At 71.9% G+C, this 17,093-nt stretch carries 14 protein-coding genes; 6 read left to right on the top strand and 8 right to left on the bottom strand.

Annotated elements, in window-relative coordinates:
• Window positions 1-50: 50 nt before the first annotated feature.
• Entirely contained in the window at window positions 51-761 is a 711-nt protein-coding gene (locus WMF29_RS25765) for a nucleotidyltransferase family protein (protein ID WP_437322794.1), read from the top strand.
• Here the strand turns inward: WMF29_RS25765 and WMF29_RS25770 are convergent.
• From WMF29_RS25770 to WMF29_RS25780, 3 genes are all read right to left on the bottom strand, one after another.
• Window positions 750-1,895, bottom strand: coding sequence for a DegT/DnrJ/EryC1/StrS family aminotransferase (locus WMF29_RS25770; protein WP_437322795.1), 1,146 nt, complete (start codon window positions 1,893-1,895; stop codon window positions 750-752). The genes WMF29_RS25765 and WMF29_RS25770 overlap by 12 nt on opposite strands.
• Before the next feature lie 77 nt (window positions 1,896-1,972).
• Window positions 1,973-2,971, bottom strand: a complete 999-nt coding sequence (locus WMF29_RS25775) for an SDR family NAD(P)-dependent oxidoreductase (RefSeq protein ID WP_437322796.1) — start codon at window positions 2,969-2,971, stop codon at window positions 1,973-1,975.
• A gap of 172 nt (window positions 2,972-3,143) precedes the next feature.
• Window positions 3,144-3,506 (bottom strand): hypothetical protein, encoded by a 363-nt coding sequence (locus WMF29_RS25780; protein WP_437322797.1) that lies wholly within the window; start codon window positions 3,504-3,506, stop codon window positions 3,144-3,146.
• A 180-nt stretch (window positions 3,507-3,686) separates the two neighbouring features.
• Between WMF29_RS25780 and WMF29_RS25785 the strand changes: the two genes are divergently transcribed.
• Together WMF29_RS25785 and cysK are read left to right on the top strand one after the other, a co-directional pair.
• Window positions 3,687-4,547 (top strand): endonuclease/exonuclease/phosphatase family protein, encoded by an 861-nt coding sequence (locus WMF29_RS25785; protein WP_437322798.1) that lies wholly within the window; start codon window positions 3,687-3,689, stop codon window positions 4,545-4,547.
• Between the two features lie 182 nt (window positions 4,548-4,729).
• Window positions 4,730-5,620: a cysteine synthase A gene (gene cysK / locus WMF29_RS25790; RefSeq protein WP_437331169.1), complete on the top strand. Its 891-nt coding sequence runs from the start codon at window positions 4,730-4,732 to the stop codon at window positions 5,618-5,620.
• Between the two features lie 57 nt (window positions 5,621-5,677).
• On the opposite strand, the gene WMF29_RS25795 is transcribed toward cysK, so the two are convergent.
• The 4 genes from WMF29_RS25795 to WMF29_RS25810 all read right to left on the bottom strand — a co-directional run bounded on the left by WMF29_RS25795 (window position 5,678) and on the right by WMF29_RS25810 (window position 13,416).
• Window positions 5,678-7,219: a complex I subunit 4 family protein gene (locus WMF29_RS25795; protein WP_437322799.1), complete on the bottom strand. Its 1,542-nt coding sequence runs from the start codon at window positions 7,217-7,219 to the stop codon at window positions 5,678-5,680.
• Complete coding sequence (locus WMF29_RS25800) at window positions 7,216-8,649, bottom strand: proton-conducting transporter transmembrane domain-containing protein (RefSeq protein ID WP_437322800.1); 1,434 nt, start codon at window positions 8,647-8,649, stop codon at window positions 7,216-7,218. The genes WMF29_RS25795 and WMF29_RS25800 overlap by 4 nt, the downstream gene beginning before the upstream one ends.
• On the bottom strand, window positions 8,639-11,698 hold the full coding sequence (locus WMF29_RS25805; protein WP_437322801.1) for a YbcC family protein: 3,060 nt from the start codon (window positions 11,696-11,698) through the stop codon (window positions 8,639-8,641). The genes WMF29_RS25800 and WMF29_RS25805 overlap by 11 nt, the downstream gene beginning before the upstream one ends.
• A gap of 77 nt (window positions 11,699-11,775) precedes the next feature.
• Window positions 11,776-13,416 carry a SulP family inorganic anion transporter gene (locus WMF29_RS25810; protein ID WP_437322802.1) on the bottom strand — a complete coding sequence of 547 codons (1,641 nt, stop codon included), beginning with the start codon at window positions 13,414-13,416 and terminating at the stop codon, window positions 11,776-11,778.
• A gap of 287 nt (window positions 13,417-13,703) precedes the next feature.
• Between WMF29_RS25810 and WMF29_RS25815 the strand changes: the two genes are divergently transcribed.
• Window positions 13,704-14,291 carry an RNA polymerase sigma factor gene (locus WMF29_RS25815; RefSeq protein ID WP_437322803.1) on the top strand — a complete coding sequence of 196 codons (588 nt, stop codon included), beginning with the start codon at window positions 13,704-13,706 and terminating at the stop codon, window positions 14,289-14,291.
• Entirely contained in the window at window positions 14,288-14,890 is a 603-nt protein-coding gene (locus tag WMF29_RS25820) for a hypothetical protein (RefSeq protein ID WP_437322804.1), read from the top strand. Before WMF29_RS25815 ends, WMF29_RS25820 begins: the two co-directional genes overlap by 4 nt.
• A 115-nt stretch (window positions 14,891-15,005) precedes the next feature.
• Here WMF29_RS25820 and WMF29_RS25825 read toward each other — a convergent pair whose 3' ends face one another.
• Window positions 15,006-16,193 carry a sigma-54 interaction domain-containing protein gene (locus WMF29_RS25825; protein WP_437322805.1) on the bottom strand — a complete coding sequence of 396 codons (1,188 nt, stop codon included), beginning with the start codon at window positions 16,191-16,193 and terminating at the stop codon, window positions 15,006-15,008.
• A gap of 202 nt (window positions 16,194-16,395) precedes the next feature.
• Here WMF29_RS25825 and WMF29_RS25830 point away from each other — a divergent pair, with 202 nt between their 5' ends.
• Window positions 16,396-17,007: a hypothetical protein gene (locus WMF29_RS25830; RefSeq protein ID WP_437322806.1), complete on the top strand. Its 612-nt coding sequence runs from the start codon at window positions 16,396-16,398 to the stop codon at window positions 17,005-17,007.
• Window positions 17,008-17,093: the final 86 nt, after the last annotated feature.

Here is a 17,093-nt window from a genome sequence, read left to right on the forward strand (position 1 = left end):
TTCTGCGGAATGGTCCCCCGTCGGGGCAGCGCGTGGGTATACGTCACCGCATGAAGGCAGTCGTGCTTGCCGGCGGCAAGGGCTCCCGGCTCCGCCCCTACACCGCCCTTATCCCGAAGCCGTTGATGCCGATCGGGGATCACACGATCGTCGAGATCCTCCTCCGGCAGCTGGCCCGGGCGGGGGTCACCGACGTCGTGATGTGCGTCGGCCACCAGGCCGCGCTCATCGAGGCGGTCGTCGGCGAGGGGAGCCGATACGGGCTGCGCATCTCCTACCAGCGCGAGGAGACGCCGCTCGGGACCGTGGGTCCGCTCCGGGTCATCGAGCGGGACCTGCCGGAGCGCTTCCTCGTGATGAACGGCGACATCCTCAGCGATCTCGACTTCACGGCGCTCCACCGCACGGGCGAGTCGACCGGATCGCCCCTCACCGTCGCCGTCTGCGAGCGCGCCTCGAAGATCGACCTGGGCGTGCTCGACCTCGGCCCCGACGGGCGCGTCGTCAGCTTCCGCGAGAAGCCGACGTACACGTTCTGGGTCAGCATGGGCATCTACGCGATGAGCCGCGGCGTGCTGCGCTTCATCCCCGAGGGCCGGCCGTTCGGGTTCGACGACCTGATGCACGCGCTGCTCGGCGCCGGCGAGCCGGTGGCCACCTTCCCCTTCCGGGGCCACTGGCTCGACATCGGAAGGAGCGACGACTTCGCCGAGGCGCAGGACGAGTTCGAGAAGAACCGGCAGCGGTACCTACCCGAGTGACGCGGCGAGCGCCTCGCACACGGCGTCGACGTCGGCGTCGGCCATGCGCGGGTGGAGCGGCAGCGTGAGCTCGCGGCCCGCGATCGCGTCCGTCCGCGAGAGCCCCTCCTTGCGCACCCGGTCGGAGGCGCCGTGGTGCGAGAAGCGGTGGATCGGCGTGTAGTGCACGCTCGTCTGGATCCCGCGCGCCTTCATGGCCTCCATCACGGCCTCGCGCGAGGTGCCCTCGGGCAGGAGCACCGGCATGAGGTGGTGCGCGCTCTCCCCCAGCCCGCGCGCGTAGAAGTCGCGGTACGGCAGCCCGAGGCCCCGCACCCCGGCGAGGCGCTCGTGGTACCGCGCCGCGAGCGCGCGCCGACGCGCGTTGCCCGCCGCGAGCCGGCCGAGCTGCACGAGGCCGATGGCGCTGCGGATCTCGTCGATGCGGTAGTTCATGCCCGCCTCCACGACGTCGTACGTGAACGCGTGCCCCTTGTGCCGATCGAGGGTGAGCGTCGTCATCCCGTGCGCGCGGAGGAGCCGCATGCGCGCGTGGAGCGCGTCGTCCCTCGCGATCACGGCGCCCCCCTCGCCCACCGCGAGGTTCTTGTTCGAGAAGAAGCTCAGGCAGCCGACGTCCCCCAGCGTCCCGAGCGCCCTGCCCCGGTAGCTCGCGAGCGGCGCGTGCGCCGCGTCCTCGACCACCGCGAGCCCCCGCTCGGCCGCGATCGCGGAGATCGCGTCCATGTCGCAGGGGTAGCCGGCGTAATGGACGACCGCGATCGCCCGCGTCCTCGGGGTGATCTTGCGGACGATGTCGGCGGGATCGACGCCGAGGTCGTCGTCGCCGACGATGTCGGCGAGCACCACGTTGGCGCCGCACAGGAGCGCGGCGTTGGCGGTCGCCACGAACGTGAGGCTCGGGCAGATCACCTCGTCGCCGGGGCCCACGGAGAGCGCGGTGTACGCGAGGTGCAGCGCCGCGGTGCAGTTCGTCACGGCGAGCACCCTCGGGGTGCCGAGCGCCTCGCCGAGCTCCCGCTCGAACTGCGCCGTCCGCTCCCCCATCGTCAACCAGCCCGACGCGACGACCTGCCGCGCGGCCTCGGCTTCTTCAGGCCCGAACGAGAGATCGCTGAGAGGTATCTTCCACATGGCCTTCCATCCATCCAGCCGGCGCCTCGCGGAGAGGGCGCGCGAGGCGCTGGCCCCCGGCCGCGCGGCGACGCGCGTCAGATCGCGTACTCGCGCGGCCGGTAATCGGTGAGGTGACGCTCGACATAGGCGTACGTCCGCGCGAGCCCCTCCTCGAGCGGCACGCGGGGCGCGTAGCCGACGAGCTCCGCGGCGCGACGGAAATCGGCGAGCAGCACCATGACCTCGCTCGCGTCAGGGCGCACCCGGGCCTCGTCCGTCACGAGCTCCGCGCGCTTGCCCGTCACCTCGAAGATGAGCCGGATCAGATCGCCGATCGAGATGGCGCGCCCGCTCCCGACGTTGAGCGTCTGCCCCACGGCCCGCGCGCTCGATCCGACGAGGAGGAAGCCGGCGACGGTGTCGGTCACGAAGTTGAGGTCCCGCACCGGCGTGGTGCTCCCGATGCGGAGCGCGGCGCTGCCGGCCGCGAGCTGCTGCATCACGCTCGGGATGATCGCGCGCGACGACTGCCGCGGGCCGTAGGTGTTGAACGGCCGGATGGTCGCCACCTCGAGGCCGAACGAGAGGTGATAGCTCTCGGCGAGCTTGTCGGCGCCGATCTTCGTGGCCGAGTACGGGGACTGGCCGGTCAGGGGGTGCGCCTCGTCGATGGGCGTGTAGCGCGCGGTGCCGTAGGTCTCGCTCGTCGACGTGTGGACCACGCGCGCGCCGTGCTCGCGCGCCGCCTCGAGGACGTTCAGCGTGCCCTGCACGTTCGTCGCCACGTACTGCTGCGGGGCCACGTACGAGTACGGGATCCCGATCAGGGCCGCGAGGTGGAACACGACGTCGGCGCCGCGCACGAGCGACCGGACCGCGCCCGCGTCCTCCACGTTGCCTGGGACGACCTCGACCTCCGCGAGGGCGTCCTCGGGGAGCCGGTCGAGGTGCCCGCGCCGCGAGCCCGAGGTGTACCGGACGAGCGCCCTCACGCGCGCGCCCTCCCGGATCAGCGCCTCGACGAGGTGGCTGCCGATGAACCCGCCGGCGCCGGTCACCACGACGCGCTTGCCGCGATAGAAGCCTTCGCTCACGGCCGCGTCCGTGGCCTCTGCGGGTTCGCGCGTCAAGCGCGTACCGAGGCGGCGCGCCCGTTTGCGCCCGGCGGCGCTGTCCCGCGCGCGGGGCGGGCCGGCGCGCGCCACGCGCGGGCAGCGCCGCCGCGCAGCGGCCCGCGGGGCGCGCTGGCGGACGGCGTCGCGGGGATCACTGGATCTGGATCTGGTCGGTGGGCGTGTTGCCCGCCCCCTCCGCCGTGCCGAGCTCGCGGTGAACGCAGAGCCCCTGCTTGCAGTACGACTCCGGCGGGGCCTTGCAGTCCACCTTGGGCTCCTCGCACTTGCCCGTCTTGTAGCTCTCCGACATGGGCTTGATCTTGTCGAAGGTCGCGTTGCTGATGGGCTTCGCACAGCCCGGCCACTCGCTCTGACGGCAGTCGGCGTCCGTGTTGCAGTGCTGCGCCTTGTTCACCAGCTCGAAGGCGTCGCCGCGGACTTTGTCGCACTCCTTGGGATCCATCTTGCTCTCGCAACCGGCGGCCAGCGCGAGCAGGAGGAAGCTCGCGGTCATGCGGAGCGAGGTCCGAGGTCGGAAGGAGGCCGATCCTGGCCGCCCGCGTCGACGAGCACATGTGATCATTCAGGGTTCTCCCGGTCAAGGCCGCCCTTCCGCGCCGGAGGGGCAGCGGCCTGCGCCGGGCCCTTCGTATCACGGCTGGATCCGGGCGCGCAGCTGGCGTAGCCCGTCGACATGGAACGTCCTCGAGAAGGCTCCGGGGTCAGCGGCGCCCCGCACGGCGGATCCGGCATCCGTGTTCGCAGCTCCCTCCGGGTGCTCACCCTGAACATCTGGAACCGCCACGACCCGTGGGAGGCGCGCCTCGAGCTCATCCGGGAGGGGCTCCGCGAGCTCGATCCCGACGTTGTCGGCCTCCAGGAGGTCCTGTCGTACGAGGGCCGATCGCTGGCCGACAGCATCGCGGACGGGCTCGGCTACGAGGCCGCGTTCGGCGCCGCGCACGACCTCGGCGGCGGCGTGCTCTTCGGCAACGCCGTGCTGTCGCGCTGGCCGATCGCGCGGAGCCAGGCGTTCCCCCTGCCCACGGGCGAGACCGACGAGAAGCGCTCGATCCTTCTCGCCGAGCTCGGGTCGCCCCACGGCGCGATCCCGTTCTTCGTCACCCACCTCAACTGGAAGTTCCACCACGGCGCCGTGCGCGAGGCGCAGGTCGCGGCCGTGGCCGACATCGTCATGCGCGAGGCGCCCATGGAGGGCCTGCCGCCCATCGTCGTCGGCGACTTCAACGCGCAGCCCGAGGCCACGGAGATCCGGTTCATGAAGGGGCTGCACGCCCTGAACCAGAAGAGCGTGTACTTCGCCGACACCTTCGACCAGGCGGGCAAGGGCCCCGGGTTCACCTTCGATCCCGCGCGGAACCCGTTCGCGGCCATCACGAACGAGTACCCGCGCCGCATCGATTACGTCTTCGTCCGCGGCCCGGACGCGCAGGGGCGAGGCAAGCCCCTCTCGTCGAGGGTCGTCTTCGAGGAGATCCGCAACGGCGTCGCCGCTTCGGATCATTACGGGGTTCTCTCGGAGATCTCGATGTAAAGCGGGCCGGCGCCCCCGGAGGGGCGCGCGCTCCGGCGCGTGCCCGGGGGTGCCCTGTTCACGTGTACACTGGCGGCATGTCGTCCCCTCGAGCGCCGGGCGGCGAACCGCCGAGCCCGCCCGACGCGCCCGGCGATAGCTCGGCTCCTCCGCCTGCTGTCGCGGTCCGCGTCGGTCCGGTCGTGCCCGACGCCCTGGCGCTCATCGGCGGCACGCCGCTCGTCCGCCTCGCCCGGATCTCGCCCGAGGGCGGAGGCGTCGTCTACGGCAAGCTCGAGTCGATGAACCCGGGCGGCAGCGTCAAGGACAGGGCGGCGCTCGGCATGGTGCTCTGCGCCGAGCGCGAAGGGATCCTCAGGAGAGGGTCGACCATCGTCGAGGCGACGAGCGGCAACACGGGGATCAGCCTCGCGATGATCGCCGCCGTGCGCGGCTACCGCTGCGTGGTGGTCATGCCCGAGGACATGAGCGTCGAGCGCCGGCACGTCCTCCGCGCGTACGGCGCCGAGATCGTCCTCACGCCCGAGGGCCAGGGCATGGCCGGCGCGGTCGCCCGCGCGATCGAGATCTGCGAGGCGACCCCCGGCGGGTGGATGAGCCAGCAGTTCCAGAACCCGGCGAACCCCGGCGCCCACGCGCGCGCCACCGGCCTCGAGATCCTCGCGCAGACCGGCGGCGACATCGCGGCCTTCGTCGCCGGCGTGGGCACGGGCGGCACGCTGACCGGCTGCGGTCGCGTGCTCCGGGATCGGCTCGGCAGCGCGGTCCGCATCTGCGCCGTCGAACCGACGAAGAGCGCCGTGCTCTCCGGGCGAGGCCCCGGCCCCCACGGCATCCAGGGCCTCGGCCCCGGCTTCGTCCCGGCGATCCTCGAGCGATCGCTCATCGACGAGATCCTCACAGTGACCGAAGCGGGCGCCTCGCGCATGGCGCGGCGCCTCGCCCGCGAAGAGGGGCTCCTCGTCGGGCCGAGCTCCGGCGCCAACGTCCACGCGGCCGTGGAGATCGCGCGCAGGGTGCGCGGGACGATCGTGACCGTGCTGCCCGACTCGGGAGAGCGCTACCTGCTCTGAGGTACATCCGGCAGCGGCGGCGCGCAGCGCGCGCCAGCCGCCGGACGCGGCACATGGCTACGGCCGTCCGTCACGACGGGGCGCTCGGCCGTCCGCGTCGGTGAAGCGGCGGTTCGCCGCTGCCGCGAGGCGCGCCTGCGCGCCGTGCGCCACGTCGTGGAGGACCCGCTCGACCACCGGCTCATGGATCGCGATCAGCCGCGCCGGGGCCACCCCCAGGACGACGGTGAGCGCGACGAGCGCGAGCAGGAACGCGCGCTCGCGGAGCACGAGCGCCTCCAGCGCGGCGCCCTTCAGGTGGCGCCGGAGCGGCCCCAGGAAGGTCCGCTGGAACGCCCGGAACAGCGTGATCCCGTTGAGCGCCGCCGCCGTCAACGCCAGCACCGCGAGCACGGGATGGGCATGCAAGATTCCATGCAGGAGCAGGTCCTCGCTCACGAACGAGAGCGCTCCCGGCATCCCGATCATGGCGCACGCGAGCAGGAAGAAGAAGGCGGCCATGCGGGGCGTCCGGGCGACGAGGCCGCCGAGCTCGCGCGTGTCCGCCGTACCGGCGCGCGCCTCGATCGCGCCGACGACCATCGTGAGCCCCGTGATCGCGATCGACAAGGCGACGCTCTGCAGGAGCGCGCCGCTCACGCTCTGCGGGCTCAGCGAGGCGACCCCCAGGAGCACGAGCCCCTTCTGGCTCGCCACGAGGTAGCCGAGCAGCCGGCGCAAATCGGTCTGGACCAGCGCGAGCACCGCGCCGTGCAGCGCGCTGATCAGGCCGAGGACGGCGAGGATCGGCATGCCGTCGGCGCAGCCCAGGGGCAGGAGCGTCGCCCCCACGCGAACGAGCACGCAGACGCCGACCTGCATCTGGGCGAGCAGGATGGTCACGCCGAGCGGCCCCCGCTCCAGCAGCACCGGCAGCCAGCCGTGGAACGGCACGGCGGCCATGCGCATCAGCACCGCGATGCCGACGAGCGCGAACAGCGGCGACTGCCACGCTTCGGGGACGCCGACGCGGGCGATCTCCTCGACGTCGAACGGCAGGGCGGCGCCCTGGCGCGCGGCGAGCACGGCGATGGCGCCGATCGCCACGACGAGCGGCGCCGTGCCCCCCAGCAGGAAGATGCGGCAGGTGCGCCGGAGGAGCGGGTCCTGGGCGCCCTTCCTGGCGACCAGGCGATCCACCGGCACGAGCGCAGCGACCCAGGCCGCCGCGAGCACCGCGAGATCGACGGAGCAGAACACGCCGAGGATGGCGCTGCCGGTAGCGAGCAGCGCGGCGGCGCCGGGCGGATCGATCGCGGCGCGCGGGCTCGCGGCGAGCAGGGCGAGCAGGACGAAGCCGAGCAGCGGGAGCAGGGTGATGGTGAAGCCGTCGAGGCCGAGGCGGAGGCGCGCCCCGAGGAGCGGCAGGGCGGGCCCCCCGGCGGTGAGCGCGACGCCGGCGTGCGAGAGCGCGAGCGGCAGCAGCGAGAGGAGCAGGGTGAGCGCCGCGCCGATGAGGGCGACGCGGCGCGCGCGCTCGTCGCTGCGCGCCCGGGCGGCGAACAGCGCCGCGATCGCGGGCGTGAGGATGAGCGTCCCGAGGAGCGGAAAGGCGTTCATGTGCGAGCCCTCTTCGTGTCGCGCGCGCGGGGCTGAAAGGCCGCCGCGCCCTCTGTCGCGTCGCGGGCGTCCTCGTCGCCGGGCTCTGCGGGGGTGCGCTCAGGCCAGCCGCTCAGCGCCGCCACCCAGCGGCGCTCGCTCTGGTCGAGCAGGCGCCCGAGGCGCATCAGCGGCGCGGCGACGAGCCGCTCCTGCAGCCCCTCGAGGTGGAAGCGGTCGAGGGACAGCCAGTACGCGCGCCGCACGAGCGCCGCCGGCAGGAGCCGGCCAGCGAGCCCGAGGTGCGGCAGCGGCTCGCCGGCGTGCGCGGCCCGGATGTCCTGCGCGTCGCGGAGCGCCGACGGGGCCCGCAGCAGCTGGAGGCAGCGCAGGCAGGCGTGGGCGAACAGGTGGACGAGCGCGAGCCAGTAGAGCCCGAGCCCGATCTCCACGAACATGAGCCCCACCTGCGTCATCGTCGCGTGCGCGAGCGCGCCCTTCACGTCCGCCTGCACGCGCCCCACCATCGTGCCGTAGACGGCCGTCGCCGCCCCGACGCAGGCGACCACCACGCTCGCGGCGAGCGAGCGCTGGAGCAGCGGAGCCGCGCGGAGCATGAGGTACACCCCGGCGTGCACCGAGATGGCGCCGTAGAAGAGCGCGCTCGACGGCGTCGGCCCCTCCATGGCCCGCGGCAGCCAGCTGCCCATGGGAAACTGCGCGCTCTTGCCCATCGCGGCGAGGAACAGGCACAGCGCGAGCGCCGTGGCCGCGCCGGGCCCGAGCGACGCCGCGGTCCCGGGCCAGGGCGAGCCGCCGAACACCTCGCCCCACTGCGAGGAGCGGGCGACGTCGTGCATGAGCACCGCGCCCCCGAGCAACCCGATGTCGCAGAGCCGGTAGGTGATGTACACGCGCACCGCGGCCCGCGGCGGCGCCTCGCGCTCGTGGAAGAAGGCCACGAGCAGCACGCTCGTCGCGCCGACGAGCTCCCAGCCGGCGAAGAGGAGATCGACGGTGCCCGCCGACACGAGCCCCAGCATCCCGGTCGAGAACAGCGCGAGGAGCAGGAAGAAGCGCGCGAAGCCCGGCTCGCGGTGCAGGTACGCCACCGAGAACCTGCCGACCAGGAGCGCGATCAGCGAGACGAGGAGCATCATCGTCGCCGACAGCCGATCGACGAGCAGGACGACCTCGAACGCATAATCGCCGAGCTCGAACCAGTGGCCGAGCGCCACCGGGACGAACGCGTAGGGCGCCGCGACGGCCGAGAGCCATATCGCCAGCGAGGCCGCGAGCGAGAGCGCGAGCGTGGAGAGCACGACGCGCGACACGACGCGCTCGCTCGGCGTGCGAACGAGCAGCAGGTAGGCGCCGAGCGCGGCGAACGCCGCCGCCGGAGAGAGCACGGCGAGCGCGGCGAGCTTGCCGAGGAGCACATCAGACAGCATGGTCGACGACCTCACGTGGCCGCGTGGACGCGGCTCGGATGAGCGCAGGCGGAACGAAGCCGGACCTCCCGGCGTACCAGTCGGCGGAGCGCTGGACCGCAGGCAGGGGTTGATGCGGTGGAGAGAACGGCGCGAAGCCGTCGCCCGTGAAGCACGCGATCCGGCCCGTCGCCGGATCGACGCAGGCGAGCTGGATCCAGCCGTTGCCGATGAGCTCGCGGAGGGCCGGCTGCCGCGCGTAGAGCGCGCCTGCCGTCTCCGTGCTCGCCTCGACGATGACGAGCAGGCGCACCGGCTCGTGGATCTCGATCATCTGCTTCGGCAGCCCGGTGCGCAGGTCGCTCAGCGATCCCTCCATGACCCCGAGCAGCGAGGCGAGGTTGTGCGGGAGCTTGGTGCCGGCGCCATAACGGCGGTTGTCGACGCAGGAGAAGTAGTACTCGAGGTTGATCCCTGCCCCGACCGGGCCGACCGCGAGCAGGATGCGCTCGAGGATCGTCCCGCCCTGGTCCTGGGTCGGGTCGTACGAGACGAGGAACGCCCTGCGGTCGAGGAACAGCCCGCGGGTGAGCGACCGGCGGCCGACGACGCAGACCGCGTTGGTGACGTGTCCCAGCTCGGGCCGCGCCTCGCTGAGATCCGCGGCGCGCGCCTCGACGTGCGCGAGCGCCCGCGCGGCGTCGCCCTCGCGCGGCGCCGACGCGAACCTCCGGCAGCGCTCGTGCGCGTGCTGCTGGCGCGCAGCGTCGAGCGCCCCGACCAGCGCCGCGAGCTCGCCGCGGTGGGACGCCGGCACGAGGTTCTGGTCGTAGAGGACGATCTCGTCCGTCGTCGTGTTGTTCATGCCGCCGAGGAAGAAGGTCCCGTCCGGGATGTCGATCCCGCGCGCGGCGAGCAGCACGCGGACCTCGGGATCGTTCGCCATGGCCGCGAACAGCCGCGCGTTCGGGCCGCCGTGGCGGCCGCCGCACGCGCCGCAGTCGTACGCCGACTGGTGCGGGTTGTTCACGCTGGTCGCCCCGTGGCCGAGCACGACCACGATCGGCGCAAAGACGCGCGTGAGCCCCATGTTCTCCAGCGTGGCAGCCACGCGCGCCGCCTTGGCCGCGGCGGTGAACGGCTGCCCCTCGCCGCCCGCGGCGGAGCCCTCGTCGTGCGGGCTGTGGAGCCGCGTCGGCACCGGCGGGAGCAGGCGCCGCTCGAGGGCGCGGCGCAGCCTCGCCACGGCCCGCGGAAACAGGGTGCGTCCCACGAGCGGCACGGTGGACAGGAGTCCCAGGGTCGGGGTGAGCAGCACGCCGCGCGCCATGGTGCGGGTACCGCGCCCCAGCGCGTGCAGGAGCCGCGCCCAGCGCTTGCGGCGAGCCTTTCGGCGCCAGCCCGCCTCCTCCTCGTGCGGCCGCTCGACGATCTCGTGCGCCGGCTCCACGCCGACCGGGCAGAGGCTCACGTGGCCGGCGTCGTCGAGCCCGCGGTAGCGGATCGGCACGCCGAAGAACCCGGCCACCCCGAAGGTCTCGTGCCGCGGCGACAGCTCCTCGAAATGCCTCCGGAGGCCCTCGCAGCGGTCGTCGATGCAGAACGCGACCTGGAAGCGCGGCGCCTCCACGGAGCGCTCCTCCTCCGGGCGCCGGAGGTTCGCGGCGATCCCGTGCAGCACCTCGGCCCGGTGGTGGTGCTCGTAGGCCTCGTGCAGGACGCGGCGCCGCGCGATCTCGTCGAACGCCTCGAGCGCCTCGAGCGCCCATACGCGCTCCGCCGTGGAGAGCGGCTCGATCTCGGCGGCCGAGAGTCCGGCGAGCTGAGCGAGCTGGAACAGGCGGAACGGCCTGGCGTGGTCGGGAGAGCTCGACGGCGGCGCAGGCGGCCGCGCGGCGCGCCGGGCATGCTCGACGAGGCCAGCGAGGGGTCCCCGGTACCCGAGCCGCCGGCGCGCGACGTCGCGCAGCGCGTACCGGGCGAGCGTCAGACGCACGGCGAGGTACTCGACCAGCGACACGGGCGGCGATCCCGGAGGCCGGTCGCTCGGGGTGTGCTCGAGGCGGTGGATCATGCCGGCCCAGCCCGGCAGCTCGAGCAGCACGCGCGTCACGTACACGTCCCAGTGTTCCTCGGCGACGGAGAGCTCCTCGAGGGCGCGCAGCGCGATCGCGGGCGGCGACAGCGCCTCCGCGTCGAGCCGGCGGAGCTCCACGTCGAGCCCGACGAACGCCGGAGCGGCCAGCCAGGAGCCCTCGAGCGCCATGTCCCGAAAGCAGCGCCAGAGCCCCTGCGCTCGATCGGGCATCGCCCAGTGCGCGATGCCCTCGTCAAGGTAAGCGCCAAGGAAGCGGATCACGAGCGGATCGACGAGCTCGGCCGGGTCCTCGCCTGCGAGCTCGATCAGTAGATCGCGGTGCGACCGGTCGGCGCCCACGCGCTCGACGAGCGGCGGCTCCACGGGAGGGGCGGGCGGCAGCGGAACGGCGCGGCACGCGTCCCAGAGCGCGAGGGCGGCGCGCGACTCCGGATCGCGGCCCCCCCGGTCGAGGAGGCGCGCCGCGATCTCCGGGTGCGCCTCGAGCCAGCGCTCCGTGTTCTGGACGATGCGCCGGCGTCGCTCGTCGGGGACGTCGGCCCGGAGCCTGCGCGTCTCCCCCGCCTCGGAGATACGCCACAGGAGGCCCGCCGCGGTCTCGGCGTCGATCGGGTGGCGCAGCGCGAGCCGCTCGATCTCGTGCCGGGACAGCGGGCCTCGGCGCTCGTCCGGCCGCGCGGCGAACCGCCCCGCGAGCGCGGCCTCGAGGTCCTCGTCGCCGATGCGACCCGACGCGATGTGCGCGCGGTAATCTGCCTCGGAGAGATACGGCTCGGCCTCGAAGACGGCGCTCGCCGCGGCGAGCGCGTCGTGGAACGGCAGGTGCTGGAACGCGTGCAACGTGTTGTGGTGGACGAACACGCCGATCGGTCCCTGCGCCGGCAGGAGGTGTCCGGCGTGCTCGACCACGTCGCACAGGTGCTTCTGCCGGGCGGCGCTCGCGCGAAGATCCTGAGAGAGCTCGCTGTTCATGGGGTTCCCGAGTGGCGGTTGTTCATGGAGAGCCCCACGCGCGCTTCCCCCCTCGCGCCATGGGGTCTCGACGCGATTCAACGCTCGGCGACGGGGCTGATGACGGGCCGCTTCCTCGCCGAGAGCGGGTGGGATGACATCTGGAAATGATCGCCGAGGCCGGCGAGGGTCAAGGTCCGCCCATTTCGTTCCATCACGCCCTGGAGCTCATGCAGATTGGACATGACCGTGTGATCGACCAGGCGGGCATCCGCGAAGTTGATCTCGATGTTCGCAACCTGCGCGTGGTTCTCGATCTTCCGCTGGATGCTGAGGTAATTGCTGAAGATGGCGGCGTGCTTGACGCGCAGCACGACCCGGCCCTCCTCGACGCGCTCGTCCACATCGGGGCGGAAGACGACGCGCAGCGGCGCGCCGTTCGTGAGGTGAATGAGCAGCTTCACGGCGATGCCGGCCGCGACGCCGACGAGCAGATCGGAGACGATGCACATCACAGCCGTGGTGGCGAAGATGACGAGCTGCTCCCTGCCGATGCGGAGCGTCTTCGCGAACTCCTTGGGCGACGCGAGGCGGGTGCCCGTGAAGGTGAGCATGGCGGCGAGCGCGGCGAGGGGGATCCGGTGGATGAGGCCCGGCGCGAAGGCCACGAAGAGGAGGAGGAAGGTCCCGTGAAAGAAATTGGACAACCGGCTCTTCGCGCCGTAGCCGATGTTCGCGGAGCTGCGAACGATCTCGGAGATCATCGGCAGCCCGCCGAGCAGGCCCGCGATGAGGTTGCCCACGCCCGTGGCAAGCAGATCCCTGTCGAGGTTGGAGCGGCCCTTCGCCGGATCGAGCGAGTCGACGGCCTTCGCGGAGAGGAGCGACTCGATGCTGCCCACCAGCGAGAACATGACGATATATTTGATGGACGCGGGCGTGCCGACGTGGCTGAAGTCCGGGAAGACGATCGCCTGGACGAGGTTCCCAGGCAGGTTGACGAGGAAGCTCGGCCCGATCGCGTACGTCGCCTGGGTCGCCGCGAGCGTGTACGTGTGCTCGTGCTCGAGATCGAAGACATAAGCGAGCGGCACGGACAGCGCGAGCACCAGCATCGGCGCGGGGATCTTCTGCATCCAGCTAGCTCTCTTGGCGAGCAGCGGATAGCCGAAGAGGAGGATCATCGAGAGGACGCCGATCGAGGCGATCTCGGGGTTCAGGCGCGACAGGCTGCGCGGGATCTCGAGGATCAGGTGGAGCGGATCTTTCGCCGAAGGCGTGACGCCGACGAGCGTGTGGACCTGCTTCGAGCAGATGATGATCCCGATGGCCGCCAGCATGCCGTGGACCACCGAGGAGGGGAAAAAGTCGCCGAGCGTGCCCGCGCGCGCCAGGGCGAAGGCGATCTGCGTCACCGCGGCGATGGCGATGCAGGCGAGCGCGCGGCGGTAGCCCACGGCGTTGTCCCCGCCGCCGAGCTCCTGGACGGCGCCGAGCGCAATGACGATGAGGCCCGCGGCGGGCCCCTTGATGGTCAGCGGCGCGCTGCCGAGCCAGGTGGCGACCATGCCACCGACGACGGCGGTGAGCACGCCCGCGATGGGGGGGAACCCGCTCGCCATGGCGATGCCCAGGCAGAGCGGTAGGGCGATCAAGAAAACGAGGAACCCTGAAACCAGGTCGTTCCTCCATGTGGACGCCGCGGACGTCGACGCCCTAGAAATCTTCGGATTGGACATGCGGTGCTCGCCTTGGAGTTGGGGCACCATGTGGGCCCGCTGTTCGTTAGAACACGGCCCAGGACGGGACCACTCAGCCCGAGGTTCCCGATCGAGGTGACAATTTCGTGCGGCGCCCAGGAACCTCGGCGCGGCTCCGTTCCGTCCCAGGGCGGCCGATGCACATTTCCCCCTCCTTAGGGGCGCCGCCGCTCGCCCCCCCGTGGCGCGAGCGGCGGGCGCTACCCTTCCGTCCATTCCACGCTAGAGTTCCGGCCTTCGACGCTCTAGATGCTCGAACGGCCCTCATGACCGAATCGCGACCCTCCCTCGGCGAATCGCGTGCGGCGTTCGAGTCGGCGGTGCGCCCGGTGCTCCCCCGGCTCTATCGATTCTGCGCCTCGCTCTGCGGCGCGCGAGACCAGGCGGACGATCTTTTCCAGAACGCGTTGCTCAAGGCATACCTGCACGCGGCGTCGTTCGAAGGGCGCTCGGACCTCGGCGTCTGGCTGTGCGGGATCGCTCGGCACGAGTACCTGGAGGCCTACCGGACCGAGGCGCGGCGCCGCGGCCTGCTCGATCGGCTCGTCGAGGTGTGCAGCGAGGCGCTCGGTATCCTGCCTCGCGCCGAGGTCTCGAGCCCGGAGGCGGCCGCGATCTTGAACCAGGACACCGGAGTGCTCCTTGCGTGCCTCCAGGAGCTGCCGGAGGAGTTTCGCACCGTGGTGGTGCTATGCGACATCGAAGAAGTGGGTTATGACAACGTGGCCGAGATCCTCGGGATCCCCAAGGGGACGGTGAAGAGCCGCCACGCTCGCGGGCGCGCGCGGCTGCGCGACGCCTATGAGCGCCTGGCGGCGCCGCGCGTCGTCGCGGCGCGGGAGGGTTCGACATGAGCGGGCACGACCGCGAGCTGCCTCCGATTCCGCAGGATCTCGAGGCGAGCGTGCGGGCGCTGCGCTCGATGACCCCCCCCGATGCGCTCGTCGAGCGCGCGCTGAGCAAGCTCCCCGAGCGGCCGAAGCGCCCGGCGGCGGCAGAAGGGTCGCAGCGGGCGAGCAGCCTCTGGGGGTGGAGGGCCTTGCTTGCAGCCCCGGCGCTCGCGGCGTTGGCGACCGCCGCCTTCGTGGCGGGCGACATGGGCGCGATATCCCCGGCGTTCGAGCGCTCCGAGGAGCTTGCCATCGCCTTGCCTGAAGAAGGGGACGCGTGGATGCACCTCGATCTGTGGACCCACCGCCACGCGGACGAGCCGGCGGTGGTCCAGCTCGAGGTGCCCGAGCACGTGCGCGTGAGGTTGCCTGACGGCGAAGGAGGATCGCTGGAGCAGCACTGCCAGCAGGAGCGCTGCTCGCACAGGCTGACGCGCTACCGCGGCGACGCGCCGCTCAGCGTGGCCGTCGCTCAGCCGGGCCGGTACGAGATCCACGTCCGCCATGAGTCGAACGAGGCGCGCGTGCGCGAGCGCTTCATTCTGATAGCGGCGCGCGATTGAGCCCAGGGGGCGTGAAGACGACCTCCTCTTCGAGGGGTACTCCTCGCGGGCGCTCGACCGCTTCCGGGTGAGCCTTCCAGGTTGGTAGGAAGCGCCTTGCGGAAGGCGCTCCGGTTCACTTCTTCGCCGCCTTCTGCTCTCCACGAACACGCCCGCTTGGCACCCGCACGCGCCCCGCTGCGACGTAGCGTTGCACCGTCCTCAGGCTGATCCGAAGCCGCGCCGCCGCCTTGATCTTGTCGCCCCCGTCGCGCTCCAGCGCCGCCTCGACGATCTGCTGGATGAGCGACTCCAATCCGTCGTCGAGGTCGAGCACGAGCGAGGTGCTGGCGCGCGACACGCCCGCGGCGGCTTCTTCGGGCATGCCCTGCGAACGGACGCCCTCCGGCAGATCGGCCACGCGCACCTGCCGCCCATCCCGGAGCAAGCAGAGCGTCTCCACGACGTTCCGGAGCTCGCGCACGTTGCCAGGCCAGTCGTAACGGAGCAGCAGCGCCTTGGCCTGCCGGCTGAACCTCGGCGGGCGAACCCCGTGTCGCGCCGAGTGCTGCGCGGTGAACTGGTTCAGCAGGGGCGCGATGTCGGCGCGTCGCTCCCGCAAAGCGGGGACATTGAGCGTGATGCCCTGGATTCGATAGAACAGGTCGGCGCGAAAGCGACCCGCGCGCACCTCCTGATCGAGCGGTCGCAGCGTGGCAAACATCAACCGGACATCCGCCTCGATCTTGATCGCGCCGCCGACGCGCATGTACCGGCGGTTCTCGAGGAATCGCAGGAGCTTCGCCTGCATCGGCATCGGCATCTCACCGATCTCATCGAGCAAGAGCGTGCCCCGCTCGGCCGCTTCGACTTTGCCCTTCGCTCGCTCGCTCGCCCCGGTGAACGCGCCGCGCTCGTGACCGAAGAGCTCGCTTTCAAAGAGCGCGTCGGGGATGGCCGCGCAATTGATGGGCACGAACGGCCCCCGCCGACGCTCCGAGAGCTCGTGCGCGCGCCTCGCCAGCACCTCCTTGCCGGAGCCGCTCTCGCCGATCAGCGTCAGGGTGACGTCCTTCGCGGCGACGGCGCGGAGGATCTGGTCCGCCTTTTTCATGGCGTGAGAGCGCATGATCGGCTCGAACACGACGTCAGGTCGTCGTTTTCGCTCTCGCACGCGAGAAATAGTGAGCGATCTGGTCGCAACCTGCAAGCCCGACGACGAAACCGGCGCCAGCGATCCACGTCGCCCCTCGACTGGCGAATGCCGTCGGCTGTTTGGCTTGGAAATGCCGAGAAAGCACGCCGCTTCGAGCGCTCCAGGCACGGCTCACGGCCAGGCCGTGTTCCGGCACGGATTCTGCTGTGGCGAAAGCCATGAACGAAGGTCCCACGACGAACCGCGCCGAGCTCCTCGGGATCCCCAAGAGGACGGTGAAGAGCCGCCATGCCCGCGGGCGCGCGCGGCCGCGCGATCCCTATGAGCGTCTGGCGGCGCCACGCGCCGTCGCGGCGCGTGAGGGTTCGACGTGAGCGGGCGCGACCACGATCTGCCTTCGATTCCGCAGGATCTCGAGGCGAGCGTGCGGGCGCTGCGCTCGATGAGCCCATCCGATGCGCTCGTCGAGCGCGCGCTGAGCAAGCTCCCCGAGCGGTCGGAGGGCCCGGCGGCGACAGGCGGCGCGCGGTCGCAGCGGGCGAGCTGCCCTTGGGGGTGGAGGGCCTTGCTTGCAGCCCCAGCGCTCGCGGCGTTGGCGATCGCCGTCGTCGTGGCGGGCGACAGGGGCGCGAGATCTCCGGCGATCGAGCGCCTGGAGGAGCGTGCCATCGCCTTGCCTGAGAAAGGGGACGCGTGGATGCACCTCGATCTGTGGACCGACCGCCACGCGGACGAGCCGGCGGTGGTTCACCTCGAGGTGCCCGAGCACGTGCGCGTGCGGCTACCTGACGGCGACGGTGGAGCGCTGGAGCAGCACTGCCAGCAGCAGCGCTGCTCGCACTGGCTGACGCGCTACCGTCGCGGCGACGCGCCGCTCAGCGTGGCCGTCGCCCAGCCGGGCCGCTATGAGATCCACGTTCGTCACGAGTCGAACGAGGCGCGCGTACGCGAGCGCTTCGTGCTGATCGCGGCACGCGAGTGAGCCTAGCGAAAGGCGCGCCTTGTGGCTACCGGTCCGGTTCTGGTGCCGGATGAGCGCTGATCACCATGACGACGCGTGATGCGCCG

It is taken from the genome of Sorangium sp. So ce381 (genome assembly GCF_051473845.1).
Classification (GTDB): Bacteria; Myxococcota_A; Polyangia; order Polyangiales; family Polyangiaceae; genus Sorangium; species Sorangium atrum.